The organism is Pengzhenrongella phosphoraccumulans (assembly GCF_045689905.1).
GTDB lineage: Bacteria > Actinomycetota > Actinomycetes > Actinomycetales > Cellulomonadaceae > Pengzhenrongella > Pengzhenrongella phosphoraccumulans.
Window position 1 is genome coordinate 1,268,810 of sequence record NZ_CP144210.1, and the last position, 23,694, is coordinate 1,292,503.

22 protein-coding genes, 1 tRNA gene and 1 riboswitch are annotated in these 23,694 nt (G+C 71.1%); of the genes, 10 read left to right on the forward strand and 13 right to left on the reverse strand.

Annotated features, from left to right (window positions below; all coding sequences use genetic code 11):
• Positions 1 to 101 precede the first annotated feature (101 nt).
• Both heR and VTA80_RS05880 read right to left on the reverse strand, forming a co-directional pair.
• A complete protein-coding gene (heR, locus tag VTA80_RS05875) occupies positions 102 to 884 on the reverse strand; it encodes a heliorhodopsin HeR (protein ID WP_407344460.1) in 783 nt (260 codons plus the stop codon).
• 82 nt (positions 885 to 966) lie between these two features.
• On the reverse strand, positions 967 to 1,884 hold the full coding sequence (locus tag VTA80_RS05880; protein WP_407344461.1) for a LysR family transcriptional regulator: 918 nt from the start codon (positions 1,882 to 1,884) through the stop codon (positions 967 to 969).
• Positions 1,885 to 1,967: 83 nt separating this feature from the next.
• On the opposite strand from VTA80_RS05880, the gene VTA80_RS05885 reads away from it, so the two are divergent.
• The 4 genes from VTA80_RS05885 (at position 1,968) to VTA80_RS05900 (ending at position 5,147) form a co-directional block, all read left to right on the forward strand.
• Positions 1,968 to 2,882, forward strand: coding sequence for an EamA family transporter (locus VTA80_RS05885; protein WP_407344462.1), 915 nt, complete (start codon positions 1,968 to 1,970; stop codon positions 2,880 to 2,882).
• 34 nt (positions 2,883 to 2,916) lie between these two features.
• Positions 2,917 to 4,008, forward strand: coding sequence for an RDD family protein (locus VTA80_RS05890; protein WP_407344463.1), 1,092 nt, complete (start codon positions 2,917 to 2,919; stop codon positions 4,006 to 4,008).
• A 90-nt stretch (positions 4,009 to 4,098) separates the two neighbouring features.
• Positions 4,099 to 4,647 (forward strand): dihydrofolate reductase family protein, encoded by a 549-nt coding sequence (locus tag VTA80_RS05895; RefSeq protein WP_407344464.1) that lies wholly within the window; start codon positions 4,099 to 4,101, stop codon positions 4,645 to 4,647.
• A 50-nt stretch (positions 4,648 to 4,697) separates the two neighbouring features.
• Complete coding sequence (locus tag VTA80_RS05900; protein WP_407344465.1) at positions 4,698 to 5,147, forward strand: DinB family protein; 450 nt, start codon at positions 4,698 to 4,700, stop codon at positions 5,145 to 5,147.
• A gap of 38 nt (positions 5,148 to 5,185) precedes the next feature.
• On the opposite strand, the gene VTA80_RS05905 is transcribed toward VTA80_RS05900, so the two are convergent.
• The 4 genes from VTA80_RS05905 to VTA80_RS05920 all read right to left on the reverse strand — a co-directional run bounded on the left by VTA80_RS05905 (position 5,186) and on the right by VTA80_RS05920 (position 12,497).
• Complete coding sequence (locus tag VTA80_RS05905) at positions 5,186 to 5,527, reverse strand: PGPGW domain-containing protein (RefSeq protein WP_407344466.1); 342 nt, start codon at positions 5,525 to 5,527, stop codon at positions 5,186 to 5,188.
• An 87-nt stretch (positions 5,528 to 5,614) separates the two neighbouring features.
• Positions 5,615 to 8,704: an EAL domain-containing protein gene (locus tag VTA80_RS05910; protein WP_407344467.1), complete on the reverse strand. Its 3,090-nt coding sequence runs from the start codon at positions 8,702 to 8,704 to the stop codon at positions 5,615 to 5,617.
• A 375-nt stretch (positions 8,705 to 9,079) separates the two neighbouring features.
• A complete protein-coding gene (locus VTA80_RS05915) occupies positions 9,080 to 11,194 on the reverse strand; it encodes a putative bifunctional diguanylate cyclase/phosphodiesterase (RefSeq protein ID WP_407344468.1) in 2,115 nt (704 codons plus the stop codon).
• 307 nt (positions 11,195 to 11,501) lie between these two features.
• Positions 11,502 to 12,497, reverse strand: coding sequence for a diguanylate cyclase domain-containing protein (locus VTA80_RS05920; RefSeq protein ID WP_407344469.1), 996 nt, complete (start codon positions 12,495 to 12,497; stop codon positions 11,502 to 11,504).
• A 211-nt stretch (positions 12,498 to 12,708) separates the two neighbouring features.
• Here VTA80_RS05920 and VTA80_RS05925 point away from each other — a divergent pair, with 211 nt between their 5' ends.
• Positions 12,709 to 12,873 (forward strand): hypothetical protein, encoded by a 165-nt coding sequence (locus VTA80_RS05925; protein WP_407344470.1) that lies wholly within the window; start codon positions 12,709 to 12,711, stop codon positions 12,871 to 12,873.
• 42 nt (positions 12,874 to 12,915) lie between these two features.
• Here VTA80_RS05925 and VTA80_RS05930 read toward each other — a convergent pair.
• Positions 12,916 to 12,988 (reverse strand) — tRNA-Arg (locus VTA80_RS05930).
• 195 nt (positions 12,989 to 13,183) lie between these two features.
• On the reverse strand, positions 13,184 to 14,398 hold the full coding sequence (locus VTA80_RS05935) for a CAP domain-containing protein (protein ID WP_407344471.1): 1,215 nt from the start codon (positions 14,396 to 14,398) through the stop codon (positions 13,184 to 13,186).
• A gap of 204 nt (positions 14,399 to 14,602) precedes the next feature.
• Between VTA80_RS05935 and VTA80_RS05940 the strand changes: the two genes are divergently transcribed.
• Together VTA80_RS05940 and VTA80_RS05945 are read left to right on the forward strand one after the other, a co-directional pair.
• On the forward strand, positions 14,603 to 15,073 hold the full coding sequence (locus tag VTA80_RS05940) for an OsmC family protein (RefSeq protein WP_407344472.1): 471 nt from the start codon (positions 14,603 to 14,605) through the stop codon (positions 15,071 to 15,073).
• A 1-nt stretch (position 15,074) separates the two neighbouring features.
• Positions 15,075 to 15,902: a hypothetical protein gene (locus VTA80_RS05945; protein ID WP_407344473.1), complete on the forward strand. Its 828-nt coding sequence runs from the start codon at positions 15,075 to 15,077 to the stop codon at positions 15,900 to 15,902.
• A gap of 34 nt (positions 15,903 to 15,936) precedes the next feature.
• On the opposite strand, the gene VTA80_RS05950 is transcribed toward VTA80_RS05945, so the two are convergent.
• A complete protein-coding gene (locus VTA80_RS05950) occupies positions 15,937 to 16,929 on the reverse strand; it encodes an aldo/keto reductase (protein ID WP_407344474.1) in 993 nt (330 codons plus the stop codon).
• 261 nt (positions 16,930 to 17,190) lie between these two features.
• Here VTA80_RS05950 and VTA80_RS05955 point away from each other — a divergent pair, with 261 nt between their 5' ends.
• The 3 genes from VTA80_RS05955 (at position 17,191) to rocD (ending at position 19,914) form a co-directional block, all read left to right on the forward strand.
• Entirely contained in the window at positions 17,191 to 17,694 is a 504-nt protein-coding gene (locus VTA80_RS05955; protein WP_407344475.1) for an SRPBCC family protein, read from the forward strand.
• A 163-nt stretch (positions 17,695 to 17,857) separates the two neighbouring features.
• A complete protein-coding gene (gene ddaH, locus VTA80_RS05960) occupies positions 17,858 to 18,706 on the forward strand; it encodes a dimethylargininase (RefSeq protein ID WP_407344476.1) in 849 nt (282 codons plus the stop codon).
• Positions 18,703 to 19,914, forward strand: a complete 1,212-nt coding sequence (gene rocD, locus VTA80_RS05965) for an ornithine--oxo-acid transaminase (RefSeq protein WP_407344477.1) — start codon at positions 18,703 to 18,705, stop codon at positions 19,912 to 19,914. Before ddaH ends, rocD begins: the two co-directional genes overlap by 4 nt.
• A gap of 160 nt (positions 19,915 to 20,074) precedes the next feature.
• Here rocD and VTA80_RS05970 read toward each other — a convergent pair whose 3' ends face one another.
• The 4 genes from VTA80_RS05970 to VTA80_RS05985 form a co-directional block, all read right to left on the reverse strand.
• The gene (locus tag VTA80_RS05970; protein WP_407344478.1) at positions 20,075 to 21,043 is read right to left on the reverse strand and encodes a universal stress protein; all 969 of its coding nucleotides are present in this window, start codon (positions 21,041 to 21,043) and stop codon (positions 20,075 to 20,077) included.
• Between the two features lie 119 nt (positions 21,044 to 21,162).
• Positions 21,163 to 21,669 (reverse strand): HNH endonuclease, encoded by a 507-nt coding sequence (locus tag VTA80_RS05975; RefSeq protein WP_407345704.1) that lies wholly within the window; start codon positions 21,667 to 21,669, stop codon positions 21,163 to 21,165.
• A gap of 228 nt (positions 21,670 to 21,897) precedes the next feature.
• Positions 21,898 to 22,575, reverse strand: coding sequence for a C40 family peptidase (locus VTA80_RS05980; protein ID WP_407344479.1), 678 nt, complete (start codon positions 22,573 to 22,575; stop codon positions 21,898 to 21,900).
• A gap of 86 nt (positions 22,576 to 22,661) precedes the next feature.
• Positions 22,662 to 22,863: riboswitch (cyclic di-AMP (ydaO/yuaA leader) on the reverse strand.
• Between the two features lie 107 nt (positions 22,864 to 22,970).
• On the reverse strand, positions 22,971 to 23,666 hold the full coding sequence (locus VTA80_RS05985) for a metal-dependent transcriptional regulator (protein ID WP_407344480.1): 696 nt from the start codon (positions 23,664 to 23,666) through the stop codon (positions 22,971 to 22,973).
• Between the last annotated feature and the right edge of the window lie 28 nt (positions 23,667 to 23,694).

Genomic DNA, 23,694 nt, shown 5'->3' on the forward strand with positions numbered 1-23,694 from the left:
CCTCCGTCGCTCGCGCGACGACTGTCGCCACACCGCAAGGAACCTAGCCGCGCGGGGCGCGAGCCGCGGCGGGCGTCCGCCATGTGCACCTTCGGGGTCGGCTAGGGGGCGAGCGACCCGCCGAAGATCTGCCAGGCGAGCAGGGTCTTCGCCACGAGGCTGAGCACGAGGTAGGTCTTCTCACCGTAGGCGTAGTCGACCCACCGGCCGACCTCGCGGTACTGCAGCCACTGGTTGAGCCCGAAGCTGAAGAAGAGCAGAACCTGCGTGACGATGATCCCGTAGACGAAGCCGGGCACGGACCCGGACGCCGCGATGTTGTAGCCGATCGAGATCCAGGGGGCGAGGCCGACGATCGTCCCGAACCAGAACGGGAGCATCGTGGTGACGCGACGCCCGGGCGGGTTCATCAGCTCCTGCAGCCAGCCGAACAGGATCATCGCGACGTTGGCGCCGGCGACGGCGATCACCGCGTTGATGTTCGTGATGCCCGAGTAGAAGCTGATGAGGATGACCATCAGGGTGGCGCTCACCGAGTACTCGACCCACCGGAACCGGTTGATGCCCCGCTTGAGGTCGCGCTCGTAGGTGCCACGCGCCACCGTCGCGGTCAGCAGGTGGTCCAGAGCCGCGAGCGACAGGAAGACCGCGATGGCCCAGCCGATCGGCACGTCGAAGATCGCCGTCGGCGCGGGTACCGGGCTGCCGGGCGGGCCTTCGGGGATCGAGGAGTTGACCGTGATGGCGAAGCTGCCCGCGAGGAAGACGACGGCGACCGCCTGGCCGAAGTGGAGCAGGGCGAGGCCGAGGTTCCAGGTGCGCAGGCCGGCGAGCCGTTTGTCGGTGACCCCGGTGGCAACGGGGACGGTGTCGAGCTGCTGCATCGTCGGTCTTCCTTGGTGTCGGTGCGGGACGGCCCTGGTGCAAACCACCACGAGGTGGATTCCCACGCCACTGCATCCTGCCCTACGAATCGGCTTCGTGGGGCCTGTTCGGACGAGCAGCCGGCCCGGCGATCAGGCGAAGGACGAGAGCCAGCGGCGGCCAGCTCGCCCGTCCTGGCTGCGTGACGGCGAAGGCACGCAGGATCACCTCGGGGTCGATCAGCGGGAGCAGGACGACGCCGGGGATGGTCACGACCCCGGCCGGCAACATGCCCACCCCCAGGCCCGCCGCCACGATGTCCTGCACGAGCTCGAGGCTGTCCGCTCGGTGCCCGATCGTCGGGGTGAATCCGGCGAGCGCGGCAACCGCACGGATCGCGTCCTCATCGGTGCTCTCGCGCGAGTTGACGACCCAGTCGTGCCGGCGGTAGCGACGGAAGATCGCCACGGCGTTCCCGGCCGGAAGGTCGTCCGCTGCCGGGACAGCCAGGGCCCAGGGCGCGTGCCAGAGCGGCGCGGTCACGAGCGTGGGGTCGACCACCTGGGGGGCCAGGTTGTAGTCGTAGATCAGGCTCAGGTCGACCCGATCGTCGAGCAGGAGGCTCATCGCCTCGGTCGGTTCGTGCTCGAAGACGTGCAACCGCACCAGCGGGTGGCCCGACTGGAGCTCCCGGGCCACCGGCAGCAGGGTCTGCCGGGCTGCGGTGGCGAAACCAGCCACGCGCACGTCCCCCGCCGGCGCGGCCGCCGGGTCGAGATCGGCGCAGGCCGCCTCGATCGCCCCGAGGATCGTGACGGCGTGCCCGGCGAGCCGCTTGCCGGCGGGCGTGAGGCGCACCCGGCGACCGTCCGGCTCGATCAGCGAGACCCCCACCTCGGCCGACAGGACTGCCAGCTGTTGCGAGACAGTCGATGTCGCGACCCCGACCGCGTCGGCCACGGCCCGCATCGATCCACGGCGCGACAGCTCGAGCAGCAGGCGGAGTCGGCGGGGGTCCATCCCCCTATCATCCATATTTGTCGATCTATTTGTTCACTATTGACTAGTGGACACGAACGATCGCAGTCACGTTTACTCAAGACGTGACCACGACCCTTCGCCCGCCCAGCCGCTCCCCCGCCCGGGTCGGGACCGGTATGGCCATCACGTCGATGCTGTGCGTCCAGCTGGGGCTCGCGGCCTCCGTCGGGATGCTGGCCGACGTCGGCCCGGCGGGGGTCGCGTGGTTGCGGCTCAGCTGGGCGGGCCTCATCCTTCTCGTCGTCGTCCGCCCGCGGTGGCGCTCGATGTCGCGTCGCGGCCTGCAGGCGAGCGTCCTGCTCGGCATCGCGACCGCGGGGGTGACGTTGTTCTTCATGGCGGCGGTCGCCCGGCTGCCGCTGGGGACGGCGAGCGCGCTGGAGTTCCTCGGCCCGTTGGGGGTCGCCGTCGCGCACAGCAGCGGGCTGCGCAAGCTGATCTGGCCGGCCCTCGCCGGTGCCGGCGTGCTCCTGATGACCGAACCCTGGCTCGGCACGGCCGACCTCGTCGGCATCGGCTTCGCACTGGGTGCGGCCCTGTGCTGGGCGGCCTACATCCTGCTGACGCAGCGGGTCGGGGACGAAGTCAGCGGGATCCAGGGGCTCGCCGTCTCGATGCCCGTGGCGGCCCTCGTCGCGACCGTGGTCGCCGCTCCGAGCACGGCGGGCTTACTGACCTGGCCCATCGTCGCGTGGGGGCTCGGCCTGGCCATCCTCCTGCCGACCATCCCGTTCACCCTGGAGCTGCTCGCCCTGCGCCGGCTCACGGCGGGCGCGTTCGGCACCCTCATGAGCCTGGAGCCGGCCATCGCCCTGCTCGTCGGCCTGGTCTTCCTGCACCAGCAGCCGGCCCTGCTGCCGCTGGTCGGCATCGGTTTCGTCATCGCGGCGGGGATCGGCGCAGAACGCAGCGGCGCCCGTCCCGCGCCGATCGGCCTGCCCGAGGTCGTCGTCGCCCGCACCTCGCCGGGGTCCTAGCCGGCCGGGCGCAGCACGCGGGACGATGGCGCCCATGACAGCTGCAGGGGGCGCACCGGTCGACCCTGACCTCTACCCCGGGTCGCTCGGCGCCTTCGATGACGTCGCCCCCCGCTACGCCTCGTGGGTCAAGCGCGTGGGCGCGTCAGTCCTGGACGGCGCGATCGGCGTCGGCGCGTCGTTCCTCGCGTTCGGTGACGTGGGTGTCGGGGTGCCGTTCTTCGGGACGTCCGTGACTTTGGGTACTCAGGGCATGGGCCTCCCGACGTGGACCGACAGCGGCTGGCTCGTGGGTGCGGTCGTCGCGATGGTCGCGATGCAGGGGTACCTCGGGGTCACCCCCGGCAAGCTGGTGCTGGGGATCGCCGTCGTGCGCGACGCCGACGCCCGCCCGGTCGGGATCGTGGGAACCGCGTTGCGCTGGCTCGCCCACCTGATCGACTCGATCCTGATGATCGGCTTCCTGCGACCGCTCTGGCACCCCCAGCACAAGACGTTCGCAGACAGCCTCCTGGCCACGGTCGTGCTGGACACGCGCCGGCCCCGCCGGCACCGCTGGTTCGCCGGCCACGCCAACCCTGAGCTGGATCCGGGTCCGCCGATCTCGTGGGAGTCGCCGTCGGCCCCCACCTGGTGGACGGCCGCCTCGGTGCTGGCCGCGATCGCGTGCGGAGTCGGGCTGCTGTTCGCCTACGGTCCGGCGTCGGGGCGGATGTCGGGCTCGTTCGCGACCCGGTGCACCATGACGGGCGTGGACGGCGCTCCCGTGCACCTGACCGGTGGGACGTTGACGGCGGACACGGGCGGCGCGACCACGACGCGCCTGGGGGTGACCCGACCGGCGTCGGGCCAGCCGGCCGACCCCGTCGCAACCTGGGAATGGGCGTCGCCCGTCGGCGCGACGAACGACGTGACCCTCCGAGCCTCGTTCGCCCGGGCCGACGGCACGGGCGCCCGCGACGTCGAGTTCGCTGGCTTCGCCGCCGGGGACCAGGGCGCGACGATCTCACTGTCGGCCGACGCGATGTCGGGTCTCGGCGACGCGTGGACCTGGACGCAGACCCTCGTGGTCGACGGCGTCGAGTCGCCCGGGTGCGTGGCATCGGCGCCGGGCCCGGTGCTCTGATCGGCACAGCGGTCACCGGCACAGCGGTCACCGGGACAGCACTTCCCCTACGGTGAAGGTCACATCGTCGCGACCGGAGGAGAAGCACCCATGCGCACCGTGACCGCCCACCTGTTCCACTCCGTCGACGGAGTGGTCGAGTCGCCCAACCTTTGGCAGTTCGACCAGTTCGACGACGAGCTCGGCCAAGCGATGGGCGCCGCCATCGCCCGGGTCGGCACGGTGCTGCTCGGCCGGGTGAGCTACGAGGAATGGGCGTCGTACTGGCCGAACGCCGGTGACGACGACCCGTTCGCGGCGTTCATCAATCCCATCGAGAAGCTGGTCGCCTCCCGCACGCTGACCGGCGACCTGGCCTGGCGCAACGCCCGACTCCTGAAGGGCGACCTCCTCACGGAGGTCGCGGCGATGCGCAACGACGACGGCGGGGACATCGCCGTGAACGGCAGCATCTCCGTGGTCCGGCAGCTGATCTTCGCCGGTCTCCTCGACGCCTTGACCCTCACCACGCACCCCGTGGTCGCGGGCACCGGCCGGCGGCTCTTCGAGACGGGCGACCCCCAGACCCGCCTGACCCTGCTCGACTCGAGCACGACGAGCAAGGGCAACACCATCACCGTCTACGGCCCGCGCGCGTGACGCGGACGGATCGCCCGCCGAGCTGGGACGAACGCGCCACTTTGCTCGCGATGCTGCAGTACACACGCGACACCGCCCGCGACAAGTGCGACGGCCTCTCCGCGGCCGGTGCCGCCGCGACCCCCCTGGTGACGTCGCCGCTGATGTCGATCGGGGGCGTCGTCAATCACCTGCGCTGGGTCGAGCACTCCTGGATCGAGAACCGATTCGTCGGCGGCCCCGACCTCGGGCCGTGGACCGACGACGAGCCCGACCGGGAGTTCACGCTCGGTGCAACCACGCCGTTGAGCCAGGTGCTCGAGGAGTACGCCGACCAGGCCCGGCGCACCGATCTCCTCATCGCCGGGCTCGAACTCGACACCCGCTCGCAGACGCCCTTCGCCTCGGGCGACTTCCCGACGCTGCGGTGGGTGGTGCTGCACCTCATCGAAGAGAACGCCCGGCACAACGGGCACCTCGACGTGCTCCGGGAGCTGGTTGACGGCGTGACCGGGGACTGACGGGCCCCGCTTGCTAGGACCGCACGCCGTGCCCCGGGCTAGCTCGTGGGCTCGGGGCGCGGCTTGCGACGAATCAGCGACCAGGTGGCCGCGCCCACCGCCTTCATCCGGTGCAGCAAGATCTCGGCCCACGTGAACTCGGCAGCCAAGATCGCCACACCCGCGAAGATGGTGATCAGGCCCGGGCCCGGCAGCACGAGCATCGCGACTCCCGCGACGATCAGCGTGCTACCCACGAGCCCGACGACGACCCACCGGACCGGACTCGGCAGGAAGCCGAGGGCGGACCGTACCCGCTCCGGCAACGAGCGCCGCGTGCCGGCGGCGGGGTCGGAGCTCGAGTCGGCGTCGTCGTCGGTGGTCGGGCCGTTCGGGTCCATGCCCACCATTGTGCATGGCCAGCATCCGTCGTCGTCGCCACCGCGGCTTGGCGCCTGGGCAGATCCGAGCTGCCGAGCGATGGGGTGTCACCCGTGCGCGCGTGCCGTGACAGCGGATCCGGCGGGGTCGCGCGTGACCGGAGGGACGCCGGTAGGCCGGGGTTGCCGGGGATCTTTCGGGTCGCTCCGGCGGGTGGGCGCGGCGAGCTCGCGATTGAGGAGTTCGGTGGCATGGGTGCTGGTTACGGCGGGCATGAAGAAGTAGCCCTGCCCGGTCGCGCAGCCGATCTGGCGGAGGAAGTCGAGCTGTTCGGCGGTCTCGACGCCTTCGGCGACCACGGCGAGCCCGAGGGATCTACCCATGTCGACCAATGAGGTGATCAGCTCGGCGGTGTGGTTCGTGGTCGCGAGCGAACGCATGTAGGAGCGGTCGATCTTGAAGGCGTCCACCGGGAATCGGTGCAGGGTCTCCAGCGAGGAGTAGCCCGTGCCGAAGTCATCGATGTGCAGGCGTATTCCGGCGTCGTGCATGTCGCGCATCAGGCGCAGGGCTGCCTCGGGGCGGCGCATGATCACGCCCTCGGTGATCTCGAACGTGAGGCGGTCGGGTGTGACCTCGTGGCGGTCCAGGACCTCCAGGACGTACCGGAGCAGGTCGTGGTGCCAGAACTCGCGGCCGGAGAGGTTCACGGCCACGTTGACGACACGCGAACCCCAGGCAGCGAGTTGGCGGACGGTCTCGTCGATGATGCGGTGGCCGAGCCGGACGATCAGGCCGTTCTCCTCCATGATGGGCAGGAACTCGTCAGGCATGACCACGCCGCGGGTCGGGTGGTTCCACCGCACCAGTGCCTCGAAGCGGTCGGTGCGGCCGGTGGCGAGGTTGACGATCGGTTGGTAGAACACCTCGAACTGCTGCTCGTCGAGGGCGATGCGGATCTCGTCGTGCAGGACTGCCAGCTGCACGGCTTGCTCGTGCATGGCGACGTCGAAGATCGCGATGGTTCCAGGCTCGGCGGTCTTGGCCCGATACATGGCGGTGTCGGCGTCGCGCAAGACATCCTCGGCGCACGCGTAGGAGATGGCACTGCTCGCGATGCCGATGCTGGCCCGGATGGTGAGCTCATGGCCGTCGAGGTCGATTACTGCGGCCAGGGCGCCTTGCACGCGTTGGGCAACCCGCAGGACGTGACCGGGTTCAGTGTCGTGGAGCAGAATCGCGAACTCGTCGCCGCCGAACCGGGCACCGGTGTCCACCGCGCGCAGCTCGCGCTGGATGCGGTCGCCGACCGCGGTCAGGACCCGGTCCCCCATCGGGTGCCCGAGGGAGTCGTTGATCAGCTTGAACCCATCCAGGTCGAGGAACAGAACCGCGAAGGGCGTCTCGGTGCGGTTGTACATCGTCAGGGAATGCTCGAGCCGGTCGAGGAACAGTCGCCGGTTCGGCAACCCCGTCAAGGCGTCGTACAGGGCGTTGCGCCGTACCTCCTGGTGCAGCTGCTGGGACTCGAGCGAGGCCGCGAGCAGGTCGGCCCAGTGCTGATAGGTCTCGCGCACCGAGGTTGTCTCGATCGTCCCGGCCACCGCGAGGAGCCCCCACTCGTGGGAGGTGGTGCGCACCGGGACCACGACGCACACTTCCCCGTCGGCGGGCGTGGTCGCGGCGATCAGGGAGGTCGGAGGGAAGTCCGCACTCTTGACATCGAGGCCGACGAGGTCAGGCAGTTGCAGATCCGGGTCGTAGGTGCCCGCGATCCGCAGCCGTCCGGATGGGTCGTCGACCCACAGTGCGAGCACGGCCGCGGCCAGGTGGGTGTGCGTGAGCCAGCCCAGGGTCTGTGGATCGGAACGGTTCGAGTCAAGCAGCGCGGCGTCCACGGCGAACTGCTCTTGGATCGCCGTCTCGGTGGTCTCCGCCTGGCGCAGGAACGCACCAGCCTGCAGCTTCCACAGAGAGGCTGCGACCGCCGTCGCTTCCGGTGTGGCACCTGTAGCAGCGGAGATCCCGACCCGCACCGCGTAGTCGGTGACCGCGTCAGTGATCCGACGCAGGGTGTCCGGTCGGGACGTGAGGCCGCGCAGTGTGGCGGTCAGGGACCGCAATTGCGCGGAGCTCACACCGTCGCCGGCCAGCAGCAGGCCCGAAACCTCATGCATGGTCGCGACGATCGCGTCGCGCGCCATGCTCTGGTTCGTGCTCGCGCCGGTCAGCAGCGCCCCGCACAGCACATCCGTCAGCTCGTCCCGAAGGAGCTCGGGTGACGTCTCGAGCAACCAACCGCCCTTGGTCTGGTCTTGCTCGTGGTGGGGGTGAGCATCGGTCGAGCAGCCGCACGATTCCCGCACGGTCAAGACGACGGACGGGGACGTGAAAGTGGTGTAGGGCACCACTTCACCGCCCATCGTGGCCAGCACCAGCCGACCCGCCAGGGCACCCACCTCGTCGAACCGCTGATTGACGCTCGACAACGATGGGCTGCTGAACGCCCCGGCTTCGATGTTGTCGAACCCGATGACCGCAAGATCGTCAGGCAACGTCAACCCGGCTGTCGTCAACGCGCGCAACAGTCCGATCGCGTTGCGGTCGGTGGCAACCATCAGGGCACTGGGGGGCTCTGCGCACCCCAACAGGGCGGTGCCGATACGTTCCCCGGCCAACTCAGTGTGGTCCGGCACAGCGAAGACGTGGGCGGGATCGGCTACCAAGTCGTGCGTCGCGAGCGCTTGGAGGTAGGCGCTATACCGGTCCCGGACGTCCGACTGACCGAAGTTGCCGACGAAACCAATTCGGGTGTGTCCGTGACCGATGAGGTGCTCTACCGCCGTGAACGTCCCGCCATAGTTGTCCGGCATCGCGATCGGGGCCGCGAAGCCCTCGACCTGCGTGCTGACCAAGACCACCGCCATGCCTCGATCGCGAAGCCGCTTCAAGTACGACGCGCCGGCGGCCGTCGTGATCGACACGACCCCCGCCGCACGCGACCATGCCACCGGCATGGAGAAGTCGCCAGGCTCACCGCCCTGGTCTGGTGACATGCCCAGGGCGAGGGTCTTGACTACCAAGAGCCGCCGGCCCGCACCGGCCACCTCCCTGGCCAGACCGGCCAGGAGCTCCCCGAAGTACTCCCCGCCCAGGCTCGGGGTCAAGACCAGCACAGTTGACTTCTGCTGACGCACGCGTCGTCCTTCCCGACCCCCCGACCTGTAACGCTTTGTCCCGTCAAGTCCTCAATGAATGCATCGACCACCAGGCCCCTCACATGAGGCTGCCGCCCGCAATGATCTGCATCCGGCCCGACAGGGCGCACTTCGCGGCATACCGGGACCCTTGTCACCGAGTAATCGGCGCACGGGAAGCCGCCACGGTTGAGAGGTTCACCCGCGAGTCAAGCGCCGCGAATCGTTCATGCCCGACCTTCCAGAAGGTGTGCGCGCAGGGCGTCGGCGGCATCGATGCTTCCACGGGTGCGCAGCGACAGTTGACGCGCGGGTCGGGCGGGCCCAGCTGGCACCAGGTAACCGGTGCTTGATTCGCAGCCCGCGCGGGCTGGGTCAGCCCGGGCCAGTGACGTCCGGCGTCGCGAACGCCGGGATCCGCGCGGGGACGAGCTTGATTGGACCGGGCCCGAAGAGGGGGCCGCGCCCGAGCGTGCACAGACTTCCCCGAACCTCGGCGAGCTGGTCGGGGGTCTCGATGCCCTCGCAGATCGCGACGAGGTCCAAGCCCCGCGCGAGCTGGACGATCGCGCGTAGGAGAGCCGGACTGCCCGCGTGGTCCGACCCGTCACGCAGGAAGGCGTGGTCGATCTTCACGACGTCGGCGGGGAGCCGGGCGAGGCACGCGAGGGACGAGCGTCCGGTGCCGAAGCCCTCAATTGACACGCGGACCCCCGCCGCTCGCAGCGCCCGCAGCGCGTCCAAGCCGCTCTCCGCGAGCCCGGCCTCCCCGTCCACGCCGACCACCAGCGCCGCCGGTTCGAGCCCGTTGTCGTGGAGGATCTGGAGCACCACCGTCGCGAAGCCCGCGTGCTCGAGCTGCACGGGCAGGACCGCGAAGCTGAGGAACGCGCCGGGGCAGGTGGTGGACCGCCAAGCGACGAAGGACGCGCAGGCCCGCCGTAGGGTCTCGGCGCCGACTGCGGGCAGGACGCCCGACTGGTCGGCGGCCGCGACGAGGTCCGGCTGGGGCACGTCACCGAGCGCGGCGTCGGACGAGCGCACGGTGGCCTCCAGCCCGACGACGACGCCCGTGCGCAGGTTCACGATCGGCTGGTAGGCGAGCGTGATCGCGTCGGCCGCGATCGCCGTCGCCCGCAGTGTTGACTCGAGCCGGAACCGGCTGACGGCCTCGGCGTGCATGCCGGGGTCGTACAGCGCGTGGCGTCCGCGACCTGCCGTCTTGGCCTGGTACATCGCCAGATCCGCGTTTCGCAGCAGGGTCTCCGTTGTTTCCCCCCGCACGGCCACGGCGATTCCGATGCTCGCGCCCACCATCGCGGTGCGCCCGCTGAAACCCACCGGCGTGCCCTGCAGGACCGCCAGGATGCGGTCGCCGAGGGCGAGGGCCAGCTCCGGCGTCGCATCCTCGACCAGCACCGCGAACTCGTCACCACCGAGCCGGGCCGCCGTGTCGCCCGCACGGGCGCAGGTCTGCAACCGCCGGGCCGCTGCCACGATGACCTCGTCTCCAGCCGCGTGCCCGAACGTGTCGTTGATCGTCTTGAAGTCGTCGAGGTCGACGAAGAGCACCGCCACCGCCCCGCCGGAGCGCGCCGCGGCGGCGAGGGCGTGGCCCACGCGGTCATGGAACAGCTTGCGGTTCGGCAGCCCCGTGAGCGGGTCGTGCAGGACCTCGTGGGCCAGCCGTTCCTCGAGCCTCTTCTCCCGGGTGACGTCCACGAGCACTCCGTGGAACACGGGCATGCCGTCGGCGTCCCGGACGAGCGTCGCGTCGTCGCGCACCCACACCGTCGATCCGTCCCGATGGCGCAGCCGATAGGTGTCGGTGCTCTCGAGCCGCGAGGAATCGCCGACGATGCTGCGCTCATGGGTCATCACCGGGGCTTGGTCCCGCGGGTCGAGCTGTCGCATCCAGATGCCCGGGTCGGCCATCCACTCGTCCGCCGTGAAGCCGAGCATCCCCTCGATCTGGGGGCTCACGTAGCCCCACCGGCCGGTCGGACCCGGCTCGGCGACGTAGACCACCGCCGGAACCTGCTCGACCAGGAGCCGATAGCCCTCCTCGGCGACCCGTAGCTCCGCCTCGAGCCGCTTTCGCTCCGTGATGTCCTGGGTCATGCCGATCGCGTAGTCCGGCTCGCCGGAGGCCGTCCTCACCAGGGAGACCGTCAAGAAGGCCCACAGGAGGTGCCCGTCCTTGCGGATGAACCGCTTCTCCATCGAGAACTGGTCGAGCTCGCCGGCGATCATCCGCTCGAAGAGCACACGGTTCGTCTCGGAGTCGTCGGGGTGCGTGAACTGATAGAACGTCAGTGCCTTGAACTCCTCGATGCTGTACCCCAGCAGGCGGCGCAGCACCTGGTTCGTCATCGTGGTCCGGCCGTCGTGGTCCACGATGCCGATGCCGACCGGCGCGAGCTCGAAGATCGTCTCCAGCCGCTCGACGCGGGAATCCGAGTCGCGAGCAACTGACGCGGCGCTGTCCACAACCCTCCCGCTTTCCCGACGATCCGTTGTTCGTGCAGCCATTGCCCATGCTCGTCCATGCAAGGTCCGCATCGACGCACGCCGAACGGCCGGTCGAGCCCCTTGAGGTACCTATCGACCTCGCGCTGCGGCATTTGAGAAACGGTTCCGTGTCTCGCTCCAGGACGCCGGAACCGTGCCGCCAACGATCGTGCCCACGCCGAACGCGAGCCGGTCGCCAGTGAGTTGCCGAACCTCCGGAGCGTCGGTTGTCGGTGCCGTCAGTGCTGGAAGGTGGCGCGCGCCACGGCCCAGCGGATGCCGCGGTTCATCTCGGCGGTGGTCGCCGTCTGCTCCTGGTTGCTGCGTGTCCCGGGCCAGTTGGCGGACCGTGGCCGATGTCAATCGCGATGGGGCTCTGGCGTGCGCGTTTGAGGTCGTACATCGCGGTGTCCGCGTGATGGAGGCATGCTGCGGCGGTCTCGCCCGGGCGCGCCAGGTAGGCACCAATGCTCGCGCCTACCGTCACGGAGTCGCCATGCACGAGGTGGGGCTCGTTGATGGTGGCTGTCATTCGCGCGACGAGGCCCGCGAGCACGGCGGGGGTGATCCGGGGTGCGAGCACGGCGAACTCGTCCCCGCCGAGGCGGGCGATCGTGTCGTGCGGACGGGTCACCGCGGCGAGCCGTGCCGCCACGGTCTGCAGCACATCGTCACCGGCGGCGTGCCCATACGTGTCGTTCACCGGCTTGAACGAGTCGAGGTCGAGGTAGAGCACTCCGACGTTGGCGGTCGCCGGTCGCCCATTGCGGGGGATGAGCGCGTGAGTCATCCGCTCGAGGAACCGCTCGCGGTTCGCGAGCCTGGTCAGCGGGTCCTGCGAGGCCTTGCGCATGAGGTCGCCCTCGGCCAGCTTGCGTCTGCTGATGTTCAGATGCGAGACAAGCAGCCCGAGGCGGGGCTCGCCGATCGGGGTGATGCGGAGCGCAAACCAGCGACCGACAGCAGGGGATGGGCACGCATATTCGAACTCAGTCTCGACGGTCTCGCCCTGCAGCACCGCGCGAAGGCCCGCCGCGACGACAGCCGCGTCAGAGGATCCGGCTGCCGCAGAGATCTTGCACACTGCGAGGTAGTTGACGCCTATCCCCGTGCGTGTCGGGTCCCCACCGTTGTCGATCGTGAACATCCGCCACGCGTGGTTGACAGCGACGATCGTGCAGTTGCGGTCCAGCATCGCCGTGGCGTCGGGTAACGCGTCGAGCAGCGCGAGGATCCCGGGATCTGCTGCCGTCGGCTCGGGGGTGGCTTGCGTCACCGACATGAGACACCTCGGTTCGGCCATCAGCATTCAGCGTGCTTCACCACTGTCGTCGCCGTCGTCCAATTCCGTCAACACCCTAGCGCCCTCCCGCACCCCACTGGCTTCTCGTCGAGACCGGGCAGGTGCCCGCCCGGCGGCTGGGGACAGTGGTCCTGCTCCCCGCAGACTTCGTCTGCCCGGACACGGAACCGATCCCCGCGGGCGCTGCCTGATGGCCATCTCCCGGCGCACCCTGCCGTCGGGGACGGTGTCGTGGCGGGTCAAGATCTTCGCAGCGCATCACGTCATCGCCGAGAAGTCGTTCAATCGCTTCGCGGACGCGCGCCGGATCCCGCCGGCCGCCATCTCGGCGACCGACATCGAACGCGTGCGGTAACACCGAAGCCGCCTCAGGCCTGTGACCTGCGACAACACACTGTGCGCCTGGGCAGATTCGAACTGCCGACACCCGCTTTAGGAGAGCGGTGCTCTATCCCCTGAGCTACAGGCGCTCGGGACCCGTGGGCCATCCTTGCCAAGACCGTCCGGCCTTGCGGCCGCGGGTCCCGGGGATGGCGTTCAGGGTCTCCGTGCTGATCGACCCGGGCATGACACCCGGATCGGACCGACATGAGCGTACCGGTTGCGCGGGAGGGCGCCCCAGCAGCGTCAACCGGCGCCCGGCACCTGCACCGGCCGACGGCGCGTCAGGTGAAGTTGACCGCGCCGTACAGCCGCCCGTTGAGCACGACGGCGCCGACCTGCATCGCCGACGTGTCGGTCTTGAGCATCCACGCCCGGTGCCCCGGCGAGTTCGCCCAGGCCTGCACGAGCCCGGCGGCGCTCGCCGGCTGCACGTAGCCCACGATCTTGTCGCCGCCGCTGTGCCAGATGTCCCCGGCCTGCGCCATCGCGCCCGCGTGCGCCACGAGGCTCGACGACCGCGAGACGCTGAGCGCACCCAGCCCCTGTGAGGCCCGGAACGCATTGATCGCGCCGCCGAGCTCGCCCGCGCTGAACTCCGGGACGTTGCTCGCGGGGGCGGGGGCGGGGGCCGCTGCCCCAGGCGCGCTCGCCGTGGACGTCGTCGCGCGCCGGGTCGTCGTCCGCGGCTTGGCCGCGGTCGCGGCCGCGGCCGCCTGCGCCTGCGCAGCTGCTTGCGCAGCGGCGATCCGCGCGTCCTCGGCGACCTGCCAGACACCCTGCGACGCGACGGCCGCCTGCAGCGGCGCGTCGACCGCGGCGACGGCGTCCTGGATGGTCAGCACCGTGCGCATCGGGTCCGCACCCACCACGGCCGAGGCCGCGTCGATCGATGCCTGCGCGGAGGCGAGAAGATCGGCAGCCGCCTGTGGCGCCGCGGCCAACGCCACCCGGGCCGCGTCGAGGACGACGACGCCGGCTGTGGCGGCCGCCGTCTGCTCGGCCACCATCTGCACCCGGGTCGCCGCGTTGTACTGCTCCCGCAGCATGACCCGCTCGGCGGCGTACACCCGTGCTTGCTCGGCCATGACGGCGGAGTGCGCCTCGACAGCGGCCTGAGCCGCGGCGCGCTGCACCGCCGCGACCGTCATCCCGGCTACCGCGAGCACGATCACGACGACCGCGGAGGTCGCGAGCGCGAGCCGGCGACGCAGTGGGAGCGGCAACGGCAGCACCAGCGGTGGGGCGATGAACGGGCTCCCGGGCAGCTGCGCGCCGTCGGGTTCGACGACTGAGCCCGGCACCCCTGGAGCGTCGCCTCTACCGGTCCCGCCGGCGAGGACGTAGGCCAGCTCGGCATCGAGCTCCCCGGCAGTCACCAGGTCGCGCCCGTCCGCACGGGCGTCCGGGGCGGTCGCGCGCTGTGTCGGCAGGCGGCCGTCGGTCGCAGCGGAACGGGTGGTGGTCGCCGCGGCGGCCTTCGAGCGAGGGAGACGCATGTGCGCTGCCTTTGGCTAGACGATCGATGGAAAAAGAACCCCCATGCGCACCCCAAGACAAGGGCAGCATCACCAGAAGGCATTGAGCAAATTGTCCGCGTCACTTCAGCATGAAATGTCTGAAAGATCCGGTAAATCGGAACATTTGATCTGCTATGTGCCAGGGTGCGCCCGGCATTGCGCCCCCGTGGCAGGATCGACGCCATGACTGCTCTGCCTGTCTTGCTGCCCGACGCGCCCGCCCGCCCCGTGGACGTCTGGGCTGAACGCACGGGTTCCCGCACGTACACCGGGCGCAACGCCCGGGGCGCCGAGGTCCGGATGGGACCCTCGAGCGCGGGTGCGGTCTTCACCCCGGGCGAGCTGCTCAAGGTCGCCCTCGCCGGCTGCTGCGGCATGAGCTCGGACCTGCCGCTCGCCCGGCGGCTGGGTCCGGACTACGCCGCCACGGTGCGCGTCTCGGGGGCGAGCGACGAGCTCGAAGACAGGTATCCCCACCTGCAGGAGGAGATCGTCGTCGACCTCTCCGCGCTGGCGGGGGCGGCCCTCGAACGACTCCTTGTCGTCGTCCAGCGGGCCGTCGACCAGAACTGCACGGTCGGGCGCACCCTCCTGGCGGGCGCGTCGGTCGCGCTCGTCGTCACCGACGACGAACCCACGACGGGTGGCCGCTGACATGGCCGCGAAGCGACGCAAGAAGCCCGGCCAGGAGATCGGCCCGGCTCTCGACGACCAGTCCGCCCCGCACCTGCGCCGGATGCCCGTGATCGACGCGGCGCTCGAGAAGGCCGTGACGATCCCGTCGGCGACGATCCACGCCCACGTGCAGAGCCTGCGCCGGCGCAACCCGTACGCGTCACCTGCCCAGATCATCGGTCTGCTCGAGCGGGAGTATCTCTTCGTGCTCGCGGGCGCCGGCGGCGCCGTCGGCGCGGCGGCGGCGGCGCCGTCGATCGGCACCGGGGTAGCGATGGCTCTCACCGCGAGCGACGTCGCGACGTTCTTCGCCTCGTCGGCCGCCTTCGCGCTCGCCGTCGCCAGCGTGCACGGCATCGAGGTCCAGGACACGGGCCGACGACGCGCGCTCCTGCTTGGGAGCATCGTCGGCGAGTCTGCCGTCCTGGCCGGCACCGAGGCCGAGATCTCCTCGGGCGCGTTCGCGCGGGCCGTGCTGACCCGGATGCCGACCAGCACCATCGCGCGGGTCAACCGCGTGCTCACGCAGCGGATGGTCCGCCGGCAGGCCGTGCGGCAGGGCGCGCTCGCGTTCGGTCGGCTCGCACCGTTCGGCATCGGCGCGCTGATCGGCGTGACGGGCGCCCGAGCGCTCGGGCGGACCGTGATCATGGGCGCGCGCCATGCCTTCGGGCCGCCGCCGCCGCACTTCCCGCAGCTCGTCGAGGTCATCGAGACCGGCGACGTGCCCCGCGTGATCCCGGCGTCGGGCCAGCCGCCGTTCCCGCACGACCCTGGCCGGACCGCCGGGAACGGCCTACGTCACTGACCGTTCCCGATCGGTCCTTTCGGACGGCGGGCTGCTACCAGCGGTCGTGCACGTGCGCGCGGATCGCGTCGTCGTAGATGACCCGAAGCGCGTCGAGCGTGGCGTCGTCGAGCGGCGGGAGGCCGGCGGCGGCCGCGTTGCCGCGGGCCTGGGTCGCGTTGCGCGCACCGGGGATGACGGCGCTGATCCCGGGCTGGTCGATGATCCAGCGCAACGCGAGCTGCGCCGTCGTCGCGCCGGCCGGGGTGAGCGCCGCGACGCGCTGCGCGGCGACGACGCCGATGTCATACGGCACCCCCGCGAACGTCTCGCCGACGTCGAACGCCTCGCCGTGCCGGTTGTACGACCGGTGGTCGGTCGCGGCGAACACGGTCGAGGCGTCGTACTTGCCCGAGAGCAGCCCGCTCGCGAGCGGGACGCGGGCGATGATCCCGACACCCGCGGCGACGGCGGCCGGGAGCACCTGCTCGAGGGGCTTGCGCCGGAAGACGTTGAACACGATCTGCACCGTCGCGATGTGCGGGCGGGCGATGGCGGTCAGGGCCTCGGCCACGGTCTCGACGGAAACCCCGTACGCGGCCACGCGCTTCTCGGCGACCAGCGTGTCGAGCGCGTCGTAGGTCGCCTCGCGCGAGAACACCTCAGTCGGCGGGCAGTGCAGCTGCACCAGGTCGAGCGTGTCGACGCCCAGGTTGGCGCGCGACCGGTCCGTCCAGGCACGGAACGCATCGAGCGTGTAGGCGGCCGCGACGTGCGGGTCGGCGCGGCGGCCCATCTTGGTCGCGACGGTCAGAGGGGTCGCGTCCGGCGCGCGCTGCGCGAGGAACTGGCCGATGAGCTTCTCGCTGCGCCCGTCGCCGTAGACGTCAGCGGTGTCGAGGAACGTCACGCCGGCATCGACCGCGCCGGCGATGACCGCGAGCGCCTCGTCTGCGCCGACCTCGCCCCAGTCGGCGCCGAGCTGCCAGCACCCGAGCCCTACGACACTGACCTGACGACCGGTCCGACCCAACACCCGTGATTCCATGCCTGGGACGTTACCGCGGGACCCGTGCCGCCCAGGACAGCCACCCAGGAGAGCGGTACCGGCCCGTCCGCGCGGAGCATGGGGCCGCCGGGCCCCCGAAGCCCCGCGGGAGCCGGTTCTGAGCCACCTGAGCCCCTCCTGTCTCATGCTCCGCGCGGACGGACAGACAGAACGTCCCCCCGCCGCTTACCCTGACCGCGGAGCGCCGCCGACGGGACCTCACACCGCGCCGCTGCGCCCCCCGACCACACCGGAGCCGCCATGACCCCCGCCGTCCGACCCCCCGTCGCGATCTCCCGCACGCTGCCGCTCCCGGCGGCCGACGCGTGGGACCTGCTGGCCGACCCGCGCCACCACTCCCGCTGGATCCCGCTCACGCGCGTCGAGGTGTCGGGTCCGCCGCTCGCGGTCGGCTGGCGGATCGTCGCGACCTCCGGACCGTTCGCCCGGCGCGGTGCCCCCGGGCTGCCCGATCGGATGCGGCTGGACCGGGTCGAGCCGCCGACGTCGTCGGCCGAGGGCGTCGCGGTGTTCACCAAGCTCGGGCCCCTGCTGCTCGGGACGGCCGAGGTTCGGGTCGCCCCGAGGGGAGACCGGGCGAGCCTGACGACCTGGGTCGAGGACGTCTACCTCGCGGGTCCGCTGCCGCCCGCCCTGACCCGCCGCCTGCTCGCCCCCGTGCTCGCCGGGATGGTTCGGCTGGCCCTGTGGCGCGCCGCCCGAGAGGTCGCGCGCGGCCGATCGGAACGTACGAACGAGAGGTGACGCGAGGAATCGCCGTCGGGCACGACACCGCGATCGCGACGATCCGAGGAGCCCGACACAACGCCACGACACGGGGCGCGGGCAGGCGGCGACCTACGCTGGAGTCCTACGACCTGAACCCCCGGTGCGGCACCCACGCGAGCACCCCAGCCCAGGAGGAACCATGCCGGTCGCAAGCCCACGTCACTACCTGATGTGCGAGCCGACGCACTACACCGTCAGCTACGAGATCAACCCGTGGATGGACGTCACGCGGCACACCGACCGGGACCTCGCCGTTGCGCAGTGGAACGTCCTGCGCGACACCTACCTCGGCCTCGGGCACACGGTGCAGACGATCCCGCCGCTCGAGGGCCTGCCCGACATGGTCTACGCGGCGAACGGCGCGACCGTCGTGGACGGGGTCGTGTACTCCGCGAAGTTCCACTACGCCGAGCGCGCACCCGAGGGCCCGGCGTACCAGAAGTGGTTCGCGGACCAGGGCTACCTCACGCACACCGCGCTCTCGGTCAACGAGGGCGAAGGCGACCTGCTCGTCATCGGCGACGTCATCCTGGCCGGCTGGGGCTTCCGCACGGACCGCGCCTCGCACGCCGAGCTCCAGGAGCTCGTCGGCCGGCCGGTGATCTCCCTCGAGCTGGTGGACCCGCACTTCTACCACCTGGACACCGCCCTGGCGGTGCTGTCCAGCGACTCGCCGGACCCGCAGATCGCCTACTACCCGGCGGCGTTCTCGCCCGGGTCCCGCGCGGTGCTCGAGTCGATGTTCCCGGACGCGATCCTGGCCACCGCCGCCGACGCCGCGGCGCTCGGCCTCAACGCGGTGAGCGACGGCCTGAACGTGATCATCGCGCCCGACGCCGTCGATCTCGCCGCCGCGCTGCGAGCGCGCGGGTACGTGCCGATCGCCGTGGACACCAGCGAGCTGCTCAAGGGTGGCGGTGGGGCGAAGTGCTGCACGCTCGAGGTCCGAAAAGCCGCCGTCACCGACCTGATCGGGGTGTCCCGATGACCGCCGCCCTGGAGGCGCCCACCGGCGCCGTGGGCGCTGGGGGCCACCTCGCACACAACTACCACCCGCTGCCGATCACCATCGCGTCCGGCGAGGGCGCCTGGGTGCGCGACGCCGCCGGCACGCGCCACCTCGACCTGCTCGCGGGCTACTCGGCGCTGAACTTCGGTCACCGGCACCCGGGGCTGACCGCCGTCGCGCATGCCCAGCTCGACACGCTCACGCTGACCTCGCGCGCGTTCGACAACGACCTGCTCGAGACGTTCGCGACCAAGCTGACAGCCCTGACCGGCACCGAGATGATGCTGCCGATGAACACCGGCGCGGAGGCGGTCGAGACCGCCGTCAAGACCGCCCGCCGGTGGGGCCACGAGGTTAAGGGCGTCCCGGCCGACCGCGGCACGATCATCGTCGCGGATGGCAACTTCCACGGCCGCACCACGACGATCATCTCGTTCTCCACCGACGACGACGCCCGCCGCGGGTTCGGCCCGTACACCCCGGGCTTCACGGTCGTGCCGTACGGCGACGCCGCGGCGTTGATCGCCGCGATCGACGAGGACACCGTCGCGGTGCTGCTCGAGCCCATCCAGGGCGAGTCCGGCGTCATCGTGCCGCCCGTCGGCTACCTGCCGGCCGTCCGCGCCGCGTGCGACGCCGCCAACGTGCTCCTGATCGCGGACGAGATCCAGTCCGGGCTCGGCCGCACGGGCACGACGCTCGCGTGCGAGCTGGTCGGGGTCCGACCCGACCTCATCACCCTGGGCAAGGCGCTCGGCGGCGGCATCCTGCCGGTGTCCGCGGTCGTGGGCCGCGCCGACGTGCTCGGCGTGCTCACGCCCGGGTCGCACGGCTCGACGTTCGGCGGCAACCCGCTCGCGTGCGCGGTCGGGATCGCGGTCGTCGACCTGCTCGAGACCGGCGAGTACCAGGCGCGCGCGCGGGAGCTCGGCGCCCACCTGCAGGCCCGGCTGGATGCGCTCGTGGCCGACGGCTCGCTCGCGGCGCGGCGCGGCGTCGGGCTGTGGGCCGGCATCGACCTCGACCCCGCGCGCGGGACCGGGCGCGAGCTGTGCGAGCGGTTGCTGGCGCGGCGGGTGCTAGCGAAGGACACGCACGGCTCGACGATCCGACTCGCCCCGCCCCTGATGATCAGCGCCGACGACCTCGACTGGGCCCTGGACCAACTCACGGACGCCCTCCACTAACCCCCTCCCCCGCCCAAAACCAGCTGCCGAACTCGGAGGTTTGCCTCGAACTCGGACACCACGGTGTCCTAGTTCGAGGCAAACCTCCGAGTTCGCGGGTCGCGGTGGGCCCGGTGAGGTGCGGTGAGGTAGGTAAGTAAGTGGGTGGGTGGGGTGGCGGTTAGCGGTAGAGGTCGCCGATTCCTCGGATTCTTGTGCCGGGAGGGGTGGGCGGGCCTTCCGTGCTTCGGGCGGTGACCACCATCACCGGGGCGGCCGAGTGGTGCAGGACCGCCTGGCTCGTCGAGCCCAGGAGCAGGCCGGTGAAGCCGCCGCGCCCGCGCGAGCCGACCACGATGAGGTCGGTCGCCGTGGAGAACTCCGTGAGCAGCGCGGCCCCCGTGCCGTCGAGCGCGTGCCGCTTGACCTGCACCCCCGGCAGGTCGACCAGGGCCCGGTCCACGACGACGTTGAGCCCCTCGGCGACGTCGGCCAGGACCGCCTCGTGGTCGATCGCGGCGGGCAGCCACGCGAGCGCTCCCGTGCCGGAACCCAGCGGCACACCGGCGACCGCCGTCAGCTCGGCGCCCCAGGCCTTCGCCTCCCGGATCGCCTGCCGCAGGGCCAGGTCCGAGGCGGGTGAGCCGTCGACCCCCACGACGATGCGGCGCACCGGGGCGATCGGTGCCTGTTCGACGTCGTTCGCACGCGCCGGCGGGCGGGTGGGCACGACGACGGTGGGGCAGAAGGCGTGCGCCGGGAGCGCGGACGAGACGGTGCCGAGCAGGCGGTCGGCGAACCCGCCCCCACCCCGCGTCCCCAGCACGACCAGGCGCGCCGTGCGGGACATGTCGACCAGCACCCCGGTCGCATCCCCGGTCGCCAGGCACGACGTCGCCGCCACCCCGAGCGAGTCGGCGCGCGCCTGGGCCTCGGCGAGCACGACCTTGGCGCCCTCCTGGATCGCTGTGTCGTCGAGGGCTGCGTAGCCGCCGTCGAGGGAGGCTGCGGTGAACGACGGGAGCGAGTAGGCGCACACCAGCTTGAGAGTGAACCCGTGAGTGACGGCCTCGGCGGCCGCCCAGTCGAGCGCGTGCAGACTGGCCGCGGAGCCATCCACCCCGACCAGAACCACGTTGTCGCGCGTCATGGCTGTTCCTCCCGAGACTCCCAGAGCATCTTTGCTCTAGTGTCCCTCGAAAATACCCTGCGGGAAGGGCTGGGCGTGCCAAAACCTTTGCCGATACATTCCCGTCGGTGCGGGGCTGCTCAGGCCACCAGGTAGGCAGACCAGGACGGATCCGTCCGAACTGTCGCAGCGAACAGCGCCGCCACCCCCCGCGGGGCGTGCGGGCTGAACTCGAGCTGCCACCCGAGCTCCGCGAGCAGCCGGTCAGCCTTGCGATGGTTGCACCGGGCGCACGCCGCCACGACGTTGGTCCACTCGTGCCGGCCCCCGCGCGACCGGGGCTGGACATGGTCCACGGTGTCCGCTGTGCCCCCGCAGTACGCGCAGCGGTGGTCGTCGCGCTGCAGCACCGTGCGCCGGGTCGGCGGAACCGTGCGGCGGTGCGGGACGTGCACGTACCGCACGAGGCACATCACGAGGGGCACCGGCACCGCGGACCGCTCCGAGTGCAGCAGTCGGCCGTCCGTCTCCAAAACCATCGCCTTGCCGGTCAGCACGAGCACGACGGCGCGATGGACGCTCACCACGCAGAGGGGTTCCAGGCTCGCGTTGAGCAGCAACGTCCGTCGGGGGGGCGCCACGGGCATCAGCACGATGAGCTCCAGGACCAGGTTGTCGGGCCCGTCTGGCTGACTCGGCCCGCTGTGGAGGTACAAGCGCGACAATCGTAACCGCACACCGCGTCGCCACCAGCCGGGGCCGTCTCTGGAAGGTCCCGGCCGCGGCGATGGGCGGGGCTCGCGCCCCCTACCCCGAACGCGCGACGGCCCCGGCGGCGCCTGACGCGCTACCGGGGCCGAACGTTGGGGGATCGGTCAGCTGACCCGGATGAACACCGGGTTGGACTGCCAGATGGCGCGGAACTGGACGGAGCCGCCGGGCTTCGGCGCGTCGATCTGCGTGTTGCCGCCGGCGTAGATGGCGACGTGGCCGGGGCTCCAGATCAGGTCACCGGGGAGGGCGTCCGCGCGGGAGACCACGGTGCCGACGTTGCGCTGGGCGGACGACTGCGACGTCATCGAGATGCCGAGCTGGCCGTACACGTAGGCGGTGAAGCCGGAGCAGTCGAAGCCCTCGGGGGTCTTGCCGCCCGACCGGTACGGGACGCCGACGTAACGGGCCGCGACCTCGAGGACCGCGTTGCCGGAGACCGACTGCGGGACGGGGCTGTTCGCGGCGGCCGGCACAGCGGTCCGAGCGGCCGAGCGAGACGCTGCCGCAGCGGTACGGGTGACGGGCTTGGGCTTGGGAGCGTCGACGACGACCGTGACGGCCGGGACGTCGAGCGTCCAGGAGGCGTCGGCGGCGACGGTGACGACCGGGGCGGTCTCGAGAGCGGCACGCGCCGAGGCGGTCAGTGCCGAGGTGTCGACGGCCGGGACCGACGAGGCGTTCTCGGCGGACGTCGCCGCGGTGGCCGGCGCGCCGAAGGTCGAGACGACCAGTCCGGCAGCGGCAGCAACGACAGCCGAGCGGCGGCCGACGACGGCCATCGATCCGGTTGCGGCGGTAGCGAAGTCACTCAGTGGTGTCACAGGTCGGCGCGCAGAGCGGTGCCGGGCGATGCTCACAGTCACGTGATGCCTCTCCGAACGCCTACGAGGTCAGCTGTCGGGTTCGGGTAGGAAGAGTTCACCCGGCTGATTGGGCGTCGTTACCGACGTCCGCCCAGCTTCACCCCAAGGTCACCGTCACCGGTGTCCACGAACTTGGGTCCCCCGCCCCTGCCGGCGAAGTCGTACGGAACCCCGTGCGGCGGCAGGATTAGGCGATCCGCTCGAGGGCTCCTGCGGATGAGGGTTCCGAGGAGCAAGTTGAACGTACCGGACAGGCCCACCCAATGTCACGTTTCGGTTACGGTGACGAAAGTCACACCGGGTGGGTTTGATCAGGCCTTGACGAAGATGTGCCGCGAGATCTCTTCCGGCAGATCGAGGTAGTGGTCCTTGCCGGCGGTGCGGACCGTCACGACCCCGCGGCCGCTGCCGACGCTGATCTCCGCGCCGGGGGTGACCCCCGCCTCGGCAAGGCGGCTGAGGAGCTCGGGGTCGGTCTGGACGGGCTCCCCGAGCCGCGCGACCACGGCCTGGATCGTGCCGCCGTCGAGCGGCGCGATCTGGGCGAGCGCGACGACGCCGTCGAGGAAACCCTCCGGTGCGGCCTGGTCGCCGAGCTCGGCGAGCCCCGGGATCGGGTTGCCGTACGGCGAGTGCCGGGGGTGGTCGAGGAGCTCGAGCAGGCGCCGTTCAACCCGGTCGCTCATCACGTGCTCCCAGCGGCAGGCCTCGTCGTGCACGAACTCCCAGTCCAGGCCGATGACGTCCGTCAGCAGGCGCTCGGCGAGGCGGTGCTTGCGCATGACGCGCGTCGCCTTGAGCAGCCCGGCCTGGGTCAGCTCGAGATGCCGGTCCCCCGTGACGATGACGAGACCGTCGCGCTCCATCCGCGCCACGGTCTGCGAGACGGTCGGGCCCGAGTGCCCCAGCCGCTCGGCGATCCGGGCGCGCAGCGGCACGATGCCCTCTTCGGACAGCTCGAAGATGGTCCGCAGGTACATCTCGGTGGTGTCGATCAGGTCGCTCACGGAAGGCCTCTCGGGTTGATCACGCTCT